The sequence below is a fragment of the Alcaligenes sp. Marseille-Q7550 genome, assembly GCF_965112015.1.
The window spans coordinates 1073951-1091718 of record NZ_CBCOPU010000001.1; the positions used below are offsets into that span (position 1 = coordinate 1073951).

Consider the following 17768-nt stretch of genomic DNA (forward strand, 5'->3'; position numbering starts at 1 on the left):
TGGCTATTGTAGCGAGCGGGGGCGGGGTGGGGCCAGGCGTGCCGGGACAAGTTTGTGGTCGCGATCGTGCCGGTATGTGTTCACCCATGAAGCCAAGGGTGAATTTTGAACAGATCGGCTTTCTTGAGCGGCAGCCTGGGCCGGCCTGAGCTTCAGCCTTTCCCCGCCGCCCGCTCCTCGGCCTGGCGCCGGTCCTCGGCGGTGACCGAGGTCAGGGGAGCGAGGCGGCGGCCCAGCCAATGCCGCAGCTGGTCCAGGTAGCTGTAGACCACGGGCACGTAGACCAGGCTGAGCAGGGTCGAGCTGATCAGCCCGCCGATCACGGCCACGGCCATGGGCGCGCGAAAGCCGGCGTCGGCGCCGCTCAGGAACAGGGTGGGCGCCATGCCCGCCACCATGGCCAACGTGGTCATGACGATGGGACGGGCGCGCTCGCGGCCCGCCTGCAGCAGGGCGGTTGTCGCGTCCATGCCCTGGCGGCGCTTGCCGCCGGCGAACTCCACCAGCAGGATGGAGTTCTTGGTGACGATGCCCATCAGCATCAGGATGCCGATGATGGCGGCCAGGTCCAGCGCGGCCCGGTAGAGCAGCAGCCCGGCGATGGCTCCCACGATGGACAGGGGCAGGGCGACCAGGATGGTCAGGGGCTGCAGGAAATCGCGGAACAGGAGCACCAGCACGGCATAGACCATCAGCACGCCGAAACCCATCGCCAGGCCGAACTTGTCGAACATTTCCTGCATCAGTTCGGCATCGCCCGTATCGCTGCGGGTGACGCCGGCCGGCAGGTTCCGCAGGGCGGGCAGGGCCTCTATGGTCTCCAGGGCCTGCCCCAGGGTCCGGCCGGGCAGCAGGTCGGCGTCCACCGAAATGCGTTGCTGGCGGTCCAGCCTGTCTATGCGCGCCGGCCCCGCGCCCAGGCTCAGTTCGGCGACCGCATGCAGCCCCGCGCCGCCTTCGGGACCGGCCGGGATGCGCAGCCGCTTCAGCAGGTCCAGGTCCTGGCGGGCGGACGCGGGCAGCAGCACGCGTATGGGCACCTGCCGGTCGGGCAGCGAGAAGCGGGCCGATTCCGTGTCGGTTTCTCCCAGGGTGGCCACGCGCAGCGCCGCGCCGATATCCTGGCTCGTGACCCCGCTCAGGGCGGCCTGTTCGGCGTTCACCTGTACCTGCAATTCCGGCCGCAGCAAAGGCTCGTTGACCTGCACCCCGGCCAGGCCTGGCAGCGCGCGCATCTGCGCGGCCAGCTCGTGCGCGCTGCGCGACAGGCTTTGTGCGTCGGCGCCCAGCAGGACGATGCTCAGGTCGCGCTCGTCGCCTCGGCCCCGGAAGTAGTAGCGCAGGTCGCTGAATCCGGACAATTGCTCGTGCAGTTGCTGCTCGACGTCTTTCTGGCTGCGGCGGCGCTGTTCGTAGGGTTTCAGGCGGATCAGAAGGCGGCCGCGCGAGACGTCCTGCGCACCGCTGGAGTCCGCTCCGCCCGCCGTGGCGAACACCAGCGCGACGTCCTCGTGGCGGGCGATGACGCGGCTGAGTTCCTGCAGGCGCAGATCGGTCTGCTGCAGGGTGGATCCGGGAGGCAGCGTGACATTCAGGTGGCTCAGACCCTGATCGGCGGCGGGCAGGAAGCCCGAAGGCAGCAGCGGCGCCAGCAGCAGGGACGAGGCAAGAATGGCGGCGCCGCTGAACAGGGCCAGGCGGCGGTGCGCCAGGGCCAGGGACAGCAGCGCCAGGTAACGCTTCATCCAGCCGTGCTCGGCCGCGGCCGGCGCCGGCGCGGCGGGCCGCAGCAGGTAGGCGGCCAGCAGCGGCGTGGCCAGGCGCGCCACCAGCAGGGAGGCCAGGACGGCCGCCGACACGGTGACGCCGAACTGTTCGAAGTACTGGCCTATGTAGCCGCCGATGAAGCTGACCGGCAGGAACACCGCCACGATGGCCGCCGTGATGGCGATCACTGCGGGTCCGATGGCGTCGGCGGCGTCGATGGCGGCCTGGAAGGGACGCTTGCCCATGGCCAGATGACGCTCGATGTTCTCGATTTCCACGATGGCGTCGTCGACCAGGATGCCGATGACCAGGGTCAGGGCCAGCAAGGTGATGCTGTTGAGCGTGTACCCCAGCACGGCCATGACGGCGAAAGCCGGCAGGATGGACAGGGGCAGGGCGAGCGCGGCCACCAGCGTGGCGCGGCCGTTGCGCAGGAACAGCAGCACCACCAGCACAGTCAGCGCAGCGCCTTCGAGCAAGGCCGTCATGGAGGTCTTGAAGCTGTCGTAGGTGTAGTCCACCAGGGTCAGGATGGGCTCTATCCGCAGTTGGGAGTGCTGGTCCTGCAACTGGGCCAAGGCTTGCCGCACGCCCTGGTCCACGATGGTGTCGCTGGCGGTCTTGGCGCGGTAGACTGCGAAGGCCACGACCTCCCGTCCGTCCAGCCTGGCCTGCTGGCGGATTTCTTCGTGCCCGTCATGAATATCGGCCAGTTCCGAAAGACGGGCCCAGCGCCGCTCGCCCAGGCTGATCGGCAGCGCCGCCAGGGCCTCAAGGTCAGGCTGCCCGCCCAGGCGTATGGCCTGCTCCTGGCCATGCAGCAGGGCGCGTCCGCTGGGCAGATTGACGTTCAGGCGGCGCACCTGCGCGTTCACCTCGGCCGCGCTCAGGTCCAGCGCCAGCAGGCGCTCGGGCTTGAGCTCCACCCGTATCTCGCGGCGCACCCCGCCCAGGCGTTCGACCTGCTCGACGCCGGGCACCGCCAGCAAGGCGCGCCGCACCGTGTCGTCCACGAACCAGGACAGGTCGGCGGGCGATCGGCCCTCGCCGCCCACGGCGTAGTAGCTCAGCGCTTCGTTCTCCACGTCCACGCGGGCGACCTGCGGCTCCTGGACGGAGCCGGGCAGCTCGGCGCGCACTTTGGCGATGGCGTCGCGCACGTCGCCGACGGCGCGGTCCGGCGCCACGTCAAGCTGGAATTCCGCCATGCCCAGGTAAAGGCCGTCGCTCAACGTGGAGGTGATGCGCCTCAGGCCGGGCAGGGCGGCCAGCGCGTCTTCGACGGGGCGCGCCACGTCCAGTTCCAGCTCGCTGGGGGCGGCGCCCGCCTGGGTCACAGTGATGGACACCAGGGGGAAGCTGACCTGCGGACTGGCCTGGATGGGGAGCATGCGAAAGGCGTGCCAGCCGCAGAGGGTCAGGATCAGGAAAAGGACGAGCGTGGGGACGGGGCGGCGTATCGCCCAGGAGGACAGCTGGAAGCTCATGGGACGGACGGGATGATGTCCTGGCCGTCGCGCAGGAAAGCAGCGGCCTGGGCAACGACATGCTCGCCGGCCTGCAGCCCGGCGAGTATTTCCACTTGTCCGTCGTGGCGCTCGCCGGGCTGGATGCGGCGCCAGATGGCTTGCCGCTGTTCGTTGACGACCATGACGCCGGCGCGGCCCGCCGTGTCCATGACGAGGCAGGCTGCAGGCACCGTTACCGACAGGTCCCGGCTGGGCAGCTCCAGCACCGCCTGCACGAACTGCCCGGCTTGCATACGCGGGATGGAGTCCGGCAGGGCGATCCGTACCTTGCCCAGGCGGGTATAGGGATCGATTCGCGGCGACACCAGGCGCACCGTGCCCGTCAGCTCCTGTTCCCGCAGGCGAATGTGCGCGGTCAGGCCCGGCTGCAGCAAGGCCAGCTCCTGGGCCGGCAGCTCGCCTTCCAGCTCCAGCCTGCCCTGGACGGCCAGCACGAACAGGGGCTGCGTGCCGCTGAGGGCGCCAGCCTGGGCATGGCGCTGCAACAGCAGGCCCGCCTGGGGAGCCAGGATGCGCGTCTGTTCCAGTTGATCGCTGTTCTGTTCCACGGCCGCATGGGCGCGCTGCACCTGGGCCTGCGCCGCCTGCATGCGCGCCAGCGCAGCCTGTGCGCGGGCCTTCTGTTCCTCGATCAGATGAGCGCTGACGGGCCCCACTCCCAAGGCCTGCAGGCGGGCATGGTGGCGCTGCGCGTCGTCATGCTCGGCCTGGTGCGCGCGCAATTCACCGCGGGCCTTGTCCAGTTCGGCCTGCGCCTGCCGCAGGCGCGCGCGGTGCTGCGCATCGTCCAGCTCGGCCAGGACTTGTCCTGCATGCACGTGGTCGCCTTCCTCCACCAGGACGCGGGCGATGCGCAGGTCGGCCAGCGTGCTGCTGATGGCCACCGCGTCCTGCGCCACCAATGTCCCGAAGACGCGCAGCGTGCGCGTCCATCGGGCCGGCTGGGCGCTGGCGATGCTGACGGCAGGGGCCGCCGCCTGGGCCGGGTCGGCAGCCGGGGCGTCCGAGGCTGGCCGGTTCAGCAGCAGCGCAGCGGACAGCAGAGGCAGGATGATCAAGGCGATCGGCACGAGCCGCGCGCGCCATTTGCCGGACCAGAAGGGGAAAATGTTCATGGCGCCAGATGGAAAAGGGGTTGCAGGGCGCGGAGCGCGCCGGAAACCTGGTCATCATGGCGTGGGAAGCGTTGATAAGGAGTGAAGGAACGGTGACCGCTGCTTGGAGACAGGGGACAAAAAAATACCCGTCCAGGACGGGTCGGGGCGGCGGATCAGGCGCAGGCCTGTTGCGGCGGTCTGTGGCAGAGCGTGTCGTCCAGCAGGCTGGCGGCGGCTTCGTCCAGCAGGATGTGCGTGTTGGCGTGGAGCTTGAGCGCCGTGAAGGGCAGCTTTTCCGTGATGCCGCCTTCCTGGTAGTTCAACATGGTGCGGGCCTTGTGCTCGCCGGTGACCACCAGCACGATTTCGCGCGCGCTCAGGATGTCCTGGATGCCCATGGTGATGGCGGAGGCGGGCACTTCCTCCATGGAATCGAAGAAGCGGCTGTTGTCCACGCGGGTGCGCTCGGACAGTTCCACGACGTGCGTGCGGCTGTCGAAGGGGGTGCCCGGTTCGTTGAAGCCTATGTGGCCGTTGGTGCCCACGCCCAGCAACTGCAAGGCCACGCCGCCGTGCGAGGCGATCGCGTCCGAATAATCCCGGCAGTGTTGCTCCAGTTGCGTGGTCAGGCCGTCGGGCAGGCGCAGGCGCGACTCGTCGAAAGCCAGGCGATCGAACAGGTGCTGGTGCATGTAGTGGTTGTAGCTTTGCGGATGAGCGGCCGCCAGGCCTACATACTCGTCCAGGTTGAAGCTGCTGACCTGCGACACGTCCAGCCGGCTTTCCAGGGCGTCCTGGACGAAGCGGGCGTAGATGGGCTCCATGGTGCCGCCGGTGGCCAGGCCCAGGACGGCCTGCGGATCGTTGCGGATGATCTCGATCAGGCGTGCGCTGAGGTGCCGCGCGATGGCGTCGGAATCAGGGAAGACTAGAAACATGATGACGAGCGTCTGGTATTGAGTGCGTATCGGGTTGAAAAAAAAGCTTCGCCGTGCACGGGCGAAGCTTCAGCTCCCGGAATTCTAATGTCAGTCGCGGCGGCCGTCAGTATTTTTTGGCAACAGAATGACTCCGCCGGGGCGGCGCGCAGGCCTGTCCGCAGGTCTTCTAGTGTTCCTGCCGGCCCGTCTCGCCCAGGAAGCCGCCGCTCTGGCGCGCCCACAGGCGGGCGTACAGGCCGCCTTGCTGCAGCAGTTCCTGGTGGCTGCCCTGTTCGACGATGCGGCCCTGGTCCAGCACGATCAGGCGGTCCAGCGCGGCGATGGTGGACAGGCGGTGGGCGATGGCGATCACGGTCTTGCCCTGCATCAGCGTGTCCAGGCTTTCCTGGATGGCGGCCTCGATCTCCGAGTCCAGCGCGCTGGTGGCTTCATCCAGCAGCAGGATGGGGGCGTCCTTGAGCATGACGCGGGCGATGGCCACGCGCTGGCGCTGGCCGCCGGACAGCTTGACGCCGCGCTCGCCGACATGCGCGTCCAGGCCCTGGCGGCCTTCGCGGTCATGCAGATTGACGATGAAGTCCGCGGCGGCCGCCCGTTCGGCGGCTTCTTCCAGTTGTTGCAGCGTGGCGTCCGGGCGGCCGTAGAGGATGTTGTCGCGCATGGAGCGATGCAGCAGCGAAGTGTCCTGCGTGACCATGCCGATGGCCTCGCGCAGGCTGTCCTGGGTGACGTGGGCGATGTCCTGGCCGTCGATGCGGATCACGCCGCTGTCCACGTCGTGAAAGCGCAGCAGCAGGTTCACCAGCGTGGATTTGCCTGCGCCCGAGCGCCCGATCAGGCCGACGCGCTCGCCCGGCTGGATGACCAGATTCAGCTTGTCGATGACCTGGCGGCTCTTGTCGCGATAGGCGAAGCTGACGTCCTGGAACTCGATGCGGCCCTGCCGCACCTGCAGCGGACGGGCGTCGGGCGCGTCCACCACGGTGGGTTCGCGCGTCAGGGTGTTGATGCCGTCCTGGATGGTGCCCACGTTCTCGAACAGATTGGTCAGTTCCCACATCAGCCAGTGGGAGTGGCCCGACAGGCGCAAGGCCACGGCCATGATGGCTGCCACCACGCCGGCCGAACTCTGCCCTTGCGACCACAGGTACAGCGCCAGGCCCGTGGAGCCGATGAACAGCAGGGTGGCCAGCACGTGATTGGCGACTTCGAACTGGCTGACCAGGCGCATCTGCGCGTAGCCGGTCTGCTGGAAACGCTCCATGGCGCGGCGCGCGTGATCGGCTTCGCGGCGGGTATGGGCGAACAGTTTGACGGTAGTGATATTGGTGTAGGCGTCCGTGATGCGGCCGGTCATCAGGGCGCGGGCGTCGGCCTGTTCGCTGCCTATCTTGCCCAGGCGCGGCACGAAATACCAGCATACGAAGGCATAGCAGAGCACCCAGAGCAGGAAGGGGATCATCAGCAGGCGCTCGAAGCTGGCGGTCAGGATCAGGATGCTGATGAGATAGGCTCCCATGCCCACCACCACTTCCACCGCCATGAACAGGGTTTCGCGCACCGCCAGGGCGGTCTGCATGATCTTGGTGGTGATGCGGCCGGCGAACTCGTCCGCATAAAAGGACATGCTCTGGTTGAGCATCAGCTTGTGGAACAGCCAGCGCAGCCGCATGGGGAAGTTGATGGCCAGGGCCTGGTGCATGACCATGGTGTGCAGCCCCAGCAGCAGGACGCTGCCCAGCAGCACGGCGGCGATGCCCAGCAGCGTGATGCCCTGCTGGCTCCAGAACAGCGCCGGCTCGATGGAGGGCAGCCAGTCCACGATGTAGCTGAGCAGACCGAACAGCAGCGCCTCGTAGGCGGACAGGCCGATGGAGGTGATGGTCAGCAGGGCGATCCAGCCGCGCGAGCCGCGCGTACAGGCCCAGATGAAGGCGAAGAAGCCTTTGGGAGGAATAGCGGGTTCATGTTCCGGATAGGGCGGAACACGGCGTTCGAAGAAAGACAGCACCGAGGGGGCTCCGGCTGGCAGGCCTGCGGATGGCGGGCCCGATTGGAAGAAGAGGGGGCTCCGCCCGAGGGGTGCGGGGCGGAACGCTGTTTGATCGTAACGCAGTCTGTATCGCCAGATCGTGAAAACCTCATGGGCATGCAGCCCTTGTGTTGCAGATGCGTCAACAATCAGGCGCGCGCCGTCGACGGCGTGAAGCCGAAGTGGCGGCGGAACGCCACCGTGAAGGCGCTGTGGCTGTCGTAGCCGCAGTCCAAGGCGGTCTGCAGCACGGCCTGGCCGCGATTCAGGGCTTCCAGGGCGTGCAGCAGGCGGGCCTGCTGGCGCCAGCGGCCGAAGCGCATGCCCGTCTGGCGTTCGAAGTGGCGGTGGAAGGTGCGCAGACTCATGGCCAGTTGCCCGGCCCATTGCTGGGCGGTCAGATCCAGGGCAGGCTGATCCAGCAGCTCCTGGCAGACGCGGGCGATGCGCCCGTCCTGCGGCCAGGGAAGGAGATAGGCGGCGTCGGCGGGCCTGTCCAGTTCCTCGAGCAGCAACTCGCTGAGCAACTGCCCGCGCCGGCCGGTTTCGATGTCGGTGGACAAGAGAGCCAGCTCCGCGATGATTTCGCGCAGCAGCGCGCTGACGGCGATCACTCCCGGAGCCTGCTGCAGGTCCGGGCGCACCTCGGGCGCCAGGTACAGGCAGCGCACCCGCACGGCGCCGCGCATGAGCAGCTCGTGATCGGTATCGGGCGGCAGGCAGATGGCGCGGTCGGGCGGGATCAGCCAGCGCGCCGCGGGCGTGCGCACCTCCACGACGCCTCGCAAGGTCGCCAGCAGCTGGCAGCGGGCATGGCGGTGGGGAGGGACGACCGCGCCGTCGGCGTAGTCCGCCGCGGCCCCGCTCAGGCGGGCGGCGGCCGTGTCGAGAAGGGACAGGTCCGGTTCCTGCATGCTTGGCTCTTTCAAGATAGCAATAGGCATATTATAGAAATCAAGTCCTGCAAGTGCTGCGTATCATGCCCTTGTCCTTTCCATTTTCTGGATCCCGGCATGAACCCGTTCTACCCCGCGCTATCGGCACGCCTATCCCTGACCCTGGTCGGGGTCGGCCTGCCGTTTGCGCGCAGAGAACGATTTCCCCTGATCCCGACCTGAACAGGCGGCCCGGCCCGCCAGGGAAATCGCTCCATTCATTGCTAGAGAGGTTTCCATGTTGAGCCAGCCCCAGACCAAGTACCGCCCCTTCCCTCCCGTCGTGCTGCCCGATAGGCAGTGGCCCTCGCGCACCCTGACCCAGGCGCCCGTATGGCTGTCCACCGATCTGCGCGACGGCAATCAGGCCTTGTTCGAGCCCATGAACCGCGAGCGCAAGCTGCGTCTGTTCCATGAACTGGTGCGGCTGGGCTTCAAGGAGATCGAGCTGGGCTTTCCGGCTGCTTCGCGCACGGACTTCGACATCATCCGCGGCCTGATCGACGAAGGCGGCATTCCGGAGGACGTGACCCCCATGGTCATGACGCAGCTGCGCGAAGACCTGATCCTCGAGACCGTGCGCAGCGTGCAGGGCGCGCGGCGCGTCATCGTCCATTTCTACAACGCCATCGCGCCGGCCTGGCGCGAGCTCGTGTTCGGGCTGACCGTGCCCGAGATCATCGCCATGGTGGAGCGTCATATCGCCCTGTTGCGCGAATTGACCGAAGCGCAGCCGCAGACCGAATGGATCCTGCAATATTCGCCCGAGACCTTCTGCATGGCGGAGCTGGAGGTGTCGCTGCAGGTGTGCAATGCCGCCATCCGCGCCTGGGACGCCGGTCCGGGACGGCCCATGATCATCAATCTGCCCACCACGGTGGAAGTGTCCACGCCGAATGTGTTCGCCGACCAGATCGAGTGGATGGACCGGCGCCTGGAACGGCGCGAACACATCGTGCTGTCCGTGCATCCGCACAATGACCGGGGCACGGGCGTGGCCTGCGCCGAACAGGCCTTGCTGGCCGGCGCGCAGCGCGTCGAAGGCTGCCTGTTCGGCAATGGCGAGCGCAGCGGCAACCTGGACCTGGTCACCCTGGCGCTCAACCTGTACACCCAAGGCATATCGCCGGGCCTGGATTTCTCGGACATCGCCGCCGTGGCGCGCATCGTGGAGGACTGCACCAGCCTGCCCATCCATCCGCGCCATCCCTATGTGGGCGACCTGGTCTTCACAGCGTTCTCGGGCTCGCATCAGGACGCCATCGCCAAGGGGCTGGCGGCGCAGAAACCGGAGCAGCCCTGGCGCGTGCCCTACCTGCCCATCGACCCGCATGATCTTGGCCGCAGCTACGACCGCATCGTGCGCGTCAACAGCCAGTCGGGCAAGGGCGGCATCGCCTATCTGCTGGAGCGGGACCATGGCGTGCGCATGCCGCGGCGCATGCAGGTGGAGTTCAGCGCGGTGGTGCAGGCCAGCGTGGACGACAGCGAAACGGAGATCAGCTCCGAGCAGATCTGGGCGCTGTTCTGCCGGGAATATGGCGACCCGCGCCGCTCGGGGCGGTGGCGCTACCAGGGGCATCGCCTGCAGGACATCGACGATGGCCAGGAGATCGAATTGCGCCTGATCGACGGGCAGGGCGGGCAAGCCGTGCTGACCGGGTGCGGGAGCGGGCCCGTGGCGGCGACGGTCGCGGCCCTGGATGCGGGCTGGCGCGTGGACGATTTCCATCAGTCCAGCCTGGGCAGCGGCTCGGACGCGCAGGCCGTGGCCATCGTGGAGCTGGCCGGCGCGCAGCGCATGGGCAGCTGCTTCGGCGTGGGAGTGGACCGCAACATCACCACCGCTTCCATCCTGGCGGTCCTGTGCGCCTGCAATCGGGCCGCGGCCCAGGCCGAGGGCGCGGCGGTCCCGTCGGCCGGGTCGCGTCAGTAGGCGGCCACCTGCCCGTCCTTGCGCGGGTCGGAGCCGCCCACGTAGTGCGAGCCCTGGCGCAGGATCAGCTGCGCGCCGCCGAAGGCAAAGACTCCGCTGCCGCTTTCGACCTGGATGTCGTGGCCGCGTTCGCGCAGGGCCTGCACCACGGCCGGGTCGAAGTCCGGCTCCACGGCCACGCCCCGGCCGCCGGTGACGCGCCAGCGCGGCGCGTCGGCGGCCGCCTGCGGGTTCTGGCCGTACAGCAGCACGCGCAAGGCCATCTGCACATGGCCCTGGGACTGGAAGGGCCCGCCCATGACGCCGAAGGACATCTGCGGACTGCCGTCCGCGTTCATGGCGAAGGCGGGGATGATGGTGTGCGAGGGGCGCTTGCCGCCGGCCACCTGGTTGGCATGGCCGGGGCGCAGGCTGAAGCCGTGGCCCCGGTTCTGCAGGCTGATGCCGGTGCCGGGCACCACCACGCCCGAGCCGAAGCCCATGTAGTTGGACTGGATGAAGGACACCATCATGCCCGAGGCGTCGGCGGCCGTGACGTAGACGGTGCCCGAAGGGCCGGGCAGGCCGTGGCGGGGATCGCCCGCCTGGTCGCGGCGTATCAGGGCGGCGCGTTCGCGCAGGTAGCCTTCGTCCAGCAGATGTTCCGGCGCGTGGCGCATGTGCTCCAGGTCGGCATGATGTTCGTACAGGTCGGCAAAGGCCAGCTTCATGGCTTCGATGCTCAGGTGCACGGTATCCACATGGTCCACGGGTTCGCGGCCTATGCCCGCATGCTCCAGCATGCCCAGCGCCATCAGCGCGGCCAGGCCCTGGCCGTTGGGCGGGATCTCATGCAGCACGGAATGGCCGAAGGCCTGGCTGATGGTGCCGCACCAGTGCGCACGGTGCTCGGCCAGGTCCTGCTCGTCCAGGGCGCCGCCGTGCTCGCGGGAAAAAGCGGCGATGCGCCGCGCGAGCTCGCCCGTGTAGAAGTCCCTGCCCTGGCTGGCGGCGATGCGCTCCAGCGTATCGGCCTGTTCGGGATTGCGGTACCACTGCCCGGCCAGCGGTGCGCGGCCGTCGGGCAGGAAGGCTTGAGCGAAGCCGGGCTGGTCGCCCAGGCGCAGGCGCCCCAGCTCCCACAGGCGGGCGATGATGGGCGAAACCGCAAAGCCCTCGCGGGCATAATGGATGGCCGGCGCGGCCACCTGTTCCAGGCTCAGCGCGCCGAACTTGGCCGACAGTTCCGCCCAGGCCGAGACGGCGCCCGGCACGGTCACGCTTTCCCAGCCCTTGTCGGGCATCAGCTCCCGTCCCTGGAAGCGTTCGGGCGTCCAGGCGCGCGGCGCGCGGCCCGAGGCGTTCAGCCCGTGCAGCTCGCGCCGTCCCAGACGATGGCGAAGGCGTCGCTGCCTATGCCGCAGCCCGTGGGTTCGACCACGGTCAGCGCCAGGGCCGCCGCCAGCGCCGCATCCACGGCGTTGCCTCCTGACTGCAGCATGCGCAGGCCGGCCTGCGCCGCCAGCGGATGCGAGGTGCTGACCATGTTGCGGCCCAGTACGGCCGAGCGCGAAGAGGGGTAAGGGTTGGTCCAGTCCATGCTGTGCTCTGTAGAAATGCTTATTGAATCTGTATGCCGGTCTTTTCGATCAGGCCCCGCCAGCGATCGCCGTCGTCGCGCACCAGGGTGATGAACTCCTCCCGGCTGGCGCTGCGCGGCAGGTCCACGCCCAGGTTCTGCAGCCGTTCGCGCACCTTGGGGTCCTGGATGCTTTTGGCGAAGGCGGCATAGGCCTTGTCGCGGATGTCGTCGGGCAAGCCCGCCGGGCCGTACAGGCCGAACCAGGTCAGCGATTCATAGCCGGGCAGGCCTGCTTCCTGGAAGGTGGGCAGCTCGGGCGCCAGCGGCGAGCGCTGTCGACCGGTCACCGCCAGCGCACGCAGCTGGCCGCTGCGCACATAAGGCATGCCCGTGGGAATGGCGTCCAGCAGGACGTGCACCGAGCCTGCCAGCATATCATTGATGGCCTGGCCGGTGCCGCGGTAGGGCACGTGCGACATGACGATGTCCGCCTGGTTCAGGAAGGCTTCGGTGCCCAGGTGCACGATGGTGCCGTTGCCGCTGCTGGCGTAGTTCAATTCGCCGGGGCGGGCGCGGGCATAGGCGATCAGCTCGGACAGGGTCTTGGCCGGCACGCCCGGATTGACCAGCAGCACGCTGGCCGCGTCGCCCAGGTGGACGATGGGGGTGAAGTCCTTTTCCACCGAGTAGGGCAGGGAACGGTACAGGTGCGGCGCGACGGCGTGGGTGCTGCTGGTGGTCAGCAGCAGGGTGTAGCCGTCCGGCTTGCTGCGCGCGGCCTCGCCCGTGCCTATGGTGCCGCCGGCGCCGGTGCGATTGTCCACCACGATGTTGGCGCCCAGCTCCTTGGAGGCCTGTTCGGCGATCAGGCGGCTGATGACGTCAGTGGCGCCGCCGGTGGGAAAGGGCACGATCAGTCGTATGGGGCGCTCCGGCCACTGGGCTGATTGCGATGCCGCGCAGGCTCCGGCCAGCAAGAGTCCGGCCAGCGCCCGCAGCGGGCGCAGCCAGCGTCGGCTCTTGGCGCCCGTGCCGGGCCGCGATAGGGCGGAATTCTGGATGTTCATGGGGTCTCCTCCTGTTTTCAGAGGATCATATAAAAGCACCACATGCCGAACCAGCAAGAAATTAGCAGGTCTGCCTTGCTTTTTTGGCAATGCTCAGGCCGATGTTTCCAGCCAGGGCGTCAGGAAGTCCACGAAGCTGCGGACAATGGGCGGCAGGCGGCGGCCCGCCAGGGCCTGGACTTCGATCTGACGGCCCAGCAGCACGCGTTCCTGGATCAGGCTGGCCTGGAGCAGGCCCTGCTCGATCAAGTGCCGGGCCGACAGCTCCGCCGACACCGTCACCCCGGCGCCCGACAAGGCGAACTGATGCAGGGAATTCATGTGGTTGCTGGTCAGCACGGGGCGCAGGTCCAGGTTCTGCGCGCTGCAGGCCACGTCCAGCATCTGCCGCACCGTGGTGTCCGGCCCAGGCAGGGCCAGAGGATGGGCCAGCAGGCTTTTCAGGCTGATGCGTCGCGTGCGCGTGGCGGGGTGGTCGGGGGCGGCCAGGGCCATGACGGGGGCATCGCGCCGGAACAGCACCTTGATGTCCTTGTCCGCCGCCTGGGTGAACTTGATGCCTATGTCGATCTGGCCGCTGAGCAGCAGCATGGTGATTTGCTGGGGGGCCAGCACGTCGAGCTGGAAGTGCACGCCCTGGTGCTGCCGGCGGAACTGCGCTATGCACTGCGGCAGGAGCTGGGCGGCCACGCCTTCGGAGGAAGCGATGCGCACCAGGCCGGTCTGCAGGCCTTGCAGGGCGGCGATGTCGTGCAGCGTGCGTTCCGCGTCCATGGCGGCGCGGCGCGCATGCGCGGCCAGCAGTTCGCCGGCCGCGTTCAGGGTCATGCCGCGCGCATGGCGCTCGAACAGCGGCGTGGCCAGGCTCTCTTCCAGGCTGCTGATCTGGCGGCTGATGGCCGAGCCGGCCACGTGCAGATTGGCGGCCGCCTCGGCGATGGAGCCGCAGCGCGCCACTTCCAGAAAGTAGCGCAGGGCGGTGTCCTGCAGGCGGCGCGCGTTCATGCCAGGCTGTGGCGCAGCTCGGCGGCGATCTCGTAGGAACGCAGGCGCTTGCGATGATCGTAGATGTTGGCGTTCAGCATCAGTTCGTCGGCGCCGGTCAGGCGGATGAAGGACTGCATCTGTTCGCGCACGCGGTCCGCGTCTCCCACGGCGGTGCAGCTGAGCAGCGAATCGAGCAAGGCCTGCGCCGGCGGACTGCATTGCTCGTAATAGTTGGCCACCGGCGGCGGCAACTGGATGGGCCGGCCGCTGCGCAGGCTGACGAAGGACTGCTGCCAGGAGGAGGCCAGCAGTTCGGCTTCTTCCTGGGAGTCGGCGGCGAACAGGTTGTAGCCCAGCATGACGTAGGGCTTGTCCAGGTAGGCGGAGGGCTGGAACTGGCGCCGGTAGATGTCGATGGCCGGCATCAGTTGCGCCGGCGCGAAATGGGAGGCGAAGGCGTAGGGCAGGCCCAGTGCGGCGGCCAGCTTAGCGCCGAACAGGCTGGAGCCCAGGATCCAGACAGGCACGTTCAGCCCTTTGCCGGGCACCGCCAGGATGCGGTTGCGCGGCTCGTCCGACAGATAATCCAGCAGCTCCATCACATCGCGGGGGAACTGGTCCGGGTCGCTGTTCAGATTGCGGCGCAGGGCGCGGGCGGTGTCGGGGTCCGAACCGGGCGCGCGTCCCAGGCCCAGGTCGATGCGGTCGGGATACAGCGATTCCAGCGTGCCGAACTGCTCGGCGATGAGCAGCGGAGAATGATTCGGCAACATGATGCCGCCCGCGCCCACGCGGATCTGGCGCGTCTGGCTGGCGATGTGGCCGATCAGCACCGAGGTGGCGGCGCTGGCGATGCCGGGCATGCCGTGATGTTCGGCCAGCCAGTAGCGTCGGTAGCCCCAGTTTTCCACATGGCGGGCGATGTCGACGGAGCGGCGGAAGGATTCGGCAGGGGTGGACCCCTGGGTGACGGGGGACAGGTCCAGTACGGACAGGGGGTAGCTGGGCTTCATGGCATAAGGTTCAGGCTGGTATTCGGGATATAGTCGACGCATAGTCAGGCACCGTCAAGCAAACCCACAGGACAGGAAAGGATGATCATGAAGGAAGCCAGCCGCCGCACCGTGGATCATTATCAACGCCATGCCCAGGCCTTCCGGGACGGAACCTGGGACCACGACGTCAGCCAGAACCGGCAGGCGCTGCTCGACGCCTTGCCGGGGCCGGGACCCTACGACATCCTGGACCTGGGCTGCGGACCGGGCCGGGACCTGCTGGCCTTCCAGGCATTGGGGCACAGGCCGGTGGGGCTGGACGCCTGCCCGGCGTTCGTGGAGATGGCGCGCCGCCAGACCGGCCTGAAGGTCCTGCAACAGGATTTTCTGAACCTGGCGTTGCCGCCGGGCGCATTCGACGGCGTCTTCGCCAACGCCGTGCTGTTTCATGTGCCCAGCGCGGAATTGGCGCAGGTGCTGGCGCGCCTGCGGGCCTGCCTGCGTCCGGGCGGCGCGCTGTTCTCCTCCAATCCGCGCGGCCAGGGCGAGGAGGGCTGGAACGGCGAGCGCTATGGCTGCTACTACTCCTGGGAGCAATGGGCGCAGCGCATGCAGGACGCGGGCTTCGAGGAAATACGTCATTACTACCGGCCCGAGGGGCGGCCTCGCGAGGAACAGCCGTGGCTCGCGTCGGTGTGGCGTCGGACCGCCTGAGCGGAGGCGCTTGGCGATTTCTTGACCCTGCTGAGCAATGGCTTGTTGTCTAGCGGAATTTATTGTTACTCCAAGGGTTTTCCCGAATTTTATGCACATCTTTTGTGGATAAGCCGGAGCGGCAAGGAGGGGAACTGGCCGGGCGACGAAAAACGTCAAAAACTGTCGTTTTTCTGATCATCAACTGCAAGTGTTTGTTTTTTAATTATTAAGTGCGGTGGTGCACGGCTTATCCTGCGACTTGTCCACATTTTGGGTGGATAAGGCCGTGCAAAATGGAGCCACCTGGCTGTTTTTTGCCCTTGGGTTTTATCGCATTGATATATAAGCGGGTTTTGCTGATTTGCCCAGTTTTTCCTGCGGCCTATCCACAGTTTGCGTGGATAAGCAGGCCCTGTGGGGCGGGTTTGAGGGGCCGAGGGTCCAGAGGCTATGATGGCGGCTTCCGGTTCGCGGTCGCTGCGGCATACGCCGGCGGCCTGCGCCGCAACTCTAGGAGACCCTACAGTGGAAAAACTCAAAGCATGGATGGTGGAGTTTCCCGCCGCCTGGGCCATTGCGCTGAATGTGGTGATCGCGCTGGCCATCCTGATCCTGGGCTGGTGGCTGTCTTCGGTGGCGGGGCGCGCCATCGAACGGCTGGCGCAGCGTTCGCCGCGCATCGATCCCACTATCGTTCCCATGAGCAAGAGCGTCACGGTGTGGACCATCCGCATTTTCGTGCTGATTGCCGTGCTGGCTCGTTTCGGGGTGCAGACGGCCAGCATCATCACCGTGCTGGGCGCCGCCGGCCTGGCGATCGGGCTGGCCTTGCAGAACACGCTGCAGAATATCGCCGCCGGCATCATGCTGCTGATGCTGCGTCCTTTGCGGGCGGGCGAATTCGTATCCGTGGTGGGCAAGGGCGACGGCACGGTGCAGGAAGTCGGCCTGTTCCTGACCCGCTTCGTGCAGGTGGACGGCATTCATTTTTCCCTGCCCAACAGCCTGATCTGGGGCAATCCCATCATCAATTACAGCCGCAACACCACCCGTCGTCTGGACATCGGCGTGGGCGTGCGCTATGGCGACGACCTGGACCGCGCCATCGAGCTGCTCAAGCAACTGCTGGACGGCCACGAAAAAGTCCTGCAGGATCCGGCCCCGCAGGTCATGGCCATGGAGTACAAGGACAGCGTCATCACGGTGAACCTGCGCGCCTGGGCCAAGGCGGAGGATTTCTGGGACCTGCGTTTCGACTTGTACCGTCAGGCCGTGCAGGTGCTGAACCGGGCCGGCCTGCAGACTCCCATTCCGGTTCGAGAAATCCTGCAATCCTCGACCGCCGAAAAAGCGGCCTGATATTGCCTTTTGCGGCTGTTGGCCCCGCCGGGAGGGCGGGGCTTTTTCATGCCCGGGCGCGCCGTCCTAGAACTTGCCCGCCACGGAGTCCAGCGCGTCGCGCAGCAGGCTGGCGATTTCCTTCTGGCGCGGCGCGGGCATGCGCTCGGTGATGGCGGTGACGCTCATGGCCAGGATGGGGCGGCCCTTGTGGTCGCACAAGGCCGCGCCCACGCCCAGGGCGCCGCGTACGGCGTAGTTGCCCACCACGGAGTAGCCGCGTATGCGGGTATTGGCCACCAACTGGCGCATTTCGCGCTGCGTCATGCCGCCGTACTGGTCGAGCTGGCCGGCATTGCGCTCGATGATCTGGTCTATGGTGTCATCGCTGAGCTTGGCCAGGTAGGCCATGCCGCCCGAGCCCACGCCCAGGGGCTGGCGCTTGCCCACGTAGGTGGCCAGGATCTGCACCGGATAGGGGCCGATCTCGCGCCACAGGCTCACGGATTCGTCGCCGTCGCGCCCCACCAGGAAGACGGCGTCGCCGGTCAGCTGGGCAAGCTCCTGCATGATGGGCTGCATGATGGTCACGCGCGGGTCCAGGCCGAGCAGCCCATGATCCTGTCGCGTGGCGGTGTAGCGCCGGCTGTGGGGACTGCTCTGGACCAGGTCATGGTCCATCAGCGCGGCCAGCAGGCGGTAGATGGTGGGGCGTTGCAGGCCGGTGGCGCGCGACAGGTCGGTCACGCTGAGTCCCTTGCCCTGGTGGTTCTGCAAGGTCTTGAGTACGAGCAGGCCGCGTTGCAGGGTGCGGGGTCCGGCCGAATCCTGCTGCTCGACGATTTCGGGTGTGTCCATGGATAGAAACGCGCTGTTGCTTACCGAAA

The 17768-nt window shown here is 67.4% G+C and carries 12 protein-coding genes and 1 pseudogene; 3 read left to right on the plus strand and 10 right to left on the minus strand.

Features of this window, described 5'->3' with window-relative positions; translation table 11 throughout:
* Positions 1–152 precede the first annotated feature (152 nt).
* From ACWPWO_RS05075 to ACWPWO_RS05095, 5 genes are all read right to left on the minus strand, one after another.
* Entirely contained in the window at positions 153–3254 is a 3102-nt protein-coding gene (locus tag ACWPWO_RS05075; protein WP_454004893.1) for an efflux RND transporter permease subunit, read from the minus strand.
* The gene (locus ACWPWO_RS05080; protein ID WP_454004895.1) at positions 3251–4411 is read right to left on the minus strand and encodes an efflux RND transporter periplasmic adaptor subunit; all 1161 of its coding nucleotides are present in this window, start codon (positions 4409–4411) and stop codon (positions 3251–3253) included. The genes ACWPWO_RS05075 and ACWPWO_RS05080 overlap by 4 nt, the downstream gene beginning before the upstream one ends.
* A gap of 155 nt (positions 4412–4566) precedes the next feature.
* Positions 4567–5331, minus strand: a complete 765-nt coding sequence (gene nagB, locus ACWPWO_RS05085) for a glucosamine-6-phosphate deaminase (RefSeq protein ID WP_454004897.1) — start codon at positions 5329–5331, stop codon at positions 4567–4569.
* Positions 5332–5500: 169 nt separating this feature from the next.
* Entirely contained in the window at positions 5501–7345 is a 1845-nt protein-coding gene (locus tag ACWPWO_RS05090) for an ABC transporter ATP-binding protein (RefSeq protein ID WP_454004899.1), read from the minus strand.
* 170 nt (positions 7346–7515) lie between these two features.
* Positions 7516–8280 carry an AraC family transcriptional regulator gene (locus ACWPWO_RS05095; RefSeq protein ID WP_454004900.1) on the minus strand — a complete coding sequence of 255 codons (765 nt, stop codon included), beginning with the start codon at positions 8278–8280 and terminating at the stop codon, positions 7516–7518.
* Between the two features lie 259 nt (positions 8281–8539).
* On the opposite strand from ACWPWO_RS05095, the gene ACWPWO_RS05100 reads away from it, so the two are divergent.
* Positions 8540–10237, plus strand: a complete 1698-nt coding sequence (locus tag ACWPWO_RS05100; protein ID WP_454004902.1) for a 2-isopropylmalate synthase — start codon at positions 8540–8542, stop codon at positions 10235–10237.
* Here ACWPWO_RS05100 and ACWPWO_RS05105 read toward each other — a convergent pair.
* The 4 genes and pseudogenes from ACWPWO_RS05105 to ACWPWO_RS05120 form a co-directional block, all read right to left on the minus strand.
* Positions 10231–11816 (minus strand): annotated as a pseudogene (locus ACWPWO_RS05105) (gamma-glutamyltransferase family protein). The gene ACWPWO_RS05100 and the pseudogene ACWPWO_RS05105 overlap by 7 nt on opposite strands.
* Before the next feature lie 20 nt (positions 11817–11836).
* On the minus strand, positions 11837–12865 hold the full coding sequence (locus tag ACWPWO_RS05110; RefSeq protein WP_454004903.1) for a Bug family tripartite tricarboxylate transporter substrate binding protein: 1029 nt from the start codon (positions 12863–12865) through the stop codon (positions 11837–11839).
* Positions 12866–12958: 93 nt separating this feature from the next.
* A complete protein-coding gene (locus ACWPWO_RS05115) occupies positions 12959–13870 on the minus strand; it encodes a LysR family transcriptional regulator (protein ID WP_454004905.1) in 912 nt (303 codons plus the stop codon).
* Positions 13867–14907, minus strand: a complete 1041-nt coding sequence (locus ACWPWO_RS05120) for an LLM class flavin-dependent oxidoreductase (protein ID WP_454004907.1) — start codon at positions 14905–14907, stop codon at positions 13867–13869. Before ACWPWO_RS05120 ends, ACWPWO_RS05115 begins: the two co-directional genes overlap by 4 nt.
* A gap of 45 nt (positions 14908–14952) precedes the next feature.
* On the opposite strand from ACWPWO_RS05120, the gene ACWPWO_RS05125 reads away from it, so the two are divergent.
* Together ACWPWO_RS05125 and ACWPWO_RS05130 are read left to right on the plus strand one after the other, a co-directional pair.
* Positions 14953–15561: a class I SAM-dependent methyltransferase gene (locus ACWPWO_RS05125; protein WP_454004909.1), complete on the plus strand. Its 609-nt coding sequence runs from the start codon at positions 14953–14955 to the stop codon at positions 15559–15561.
* 528 nt (positions 15562–16089) lie between these two features.
* The gene (locus tag ACWPWO_RS05130) at positions 16090–16902 is read left to right on the plus strand and encodes a mechanosensitive ion channel family protein (protein WP_394065781.1); all 813 of its coding nucleotides are present in this window, start codon (positions 16090–16092) and stop codon (positions 16900–16902) included.
* 66 nt (positions 16903–16968) lie between these two features.
* Here ACWPWO_RS05130 and ACWPWO_RS05135 read toward each other — a convergent pair whose 3' ends face one another.
* Positions 16969–17739, minus strand: a complete 771-nt coding sequence (locus ACWPWO_RS05135) for an IclR family transcriptional regulator (RefSeq protein ID WP_394064753.1) — start codon at positions 17737–17739, stop codon at positions 16969–16971.
* Positions 17740–17768 lie beyond the last annotated feature (29 nt).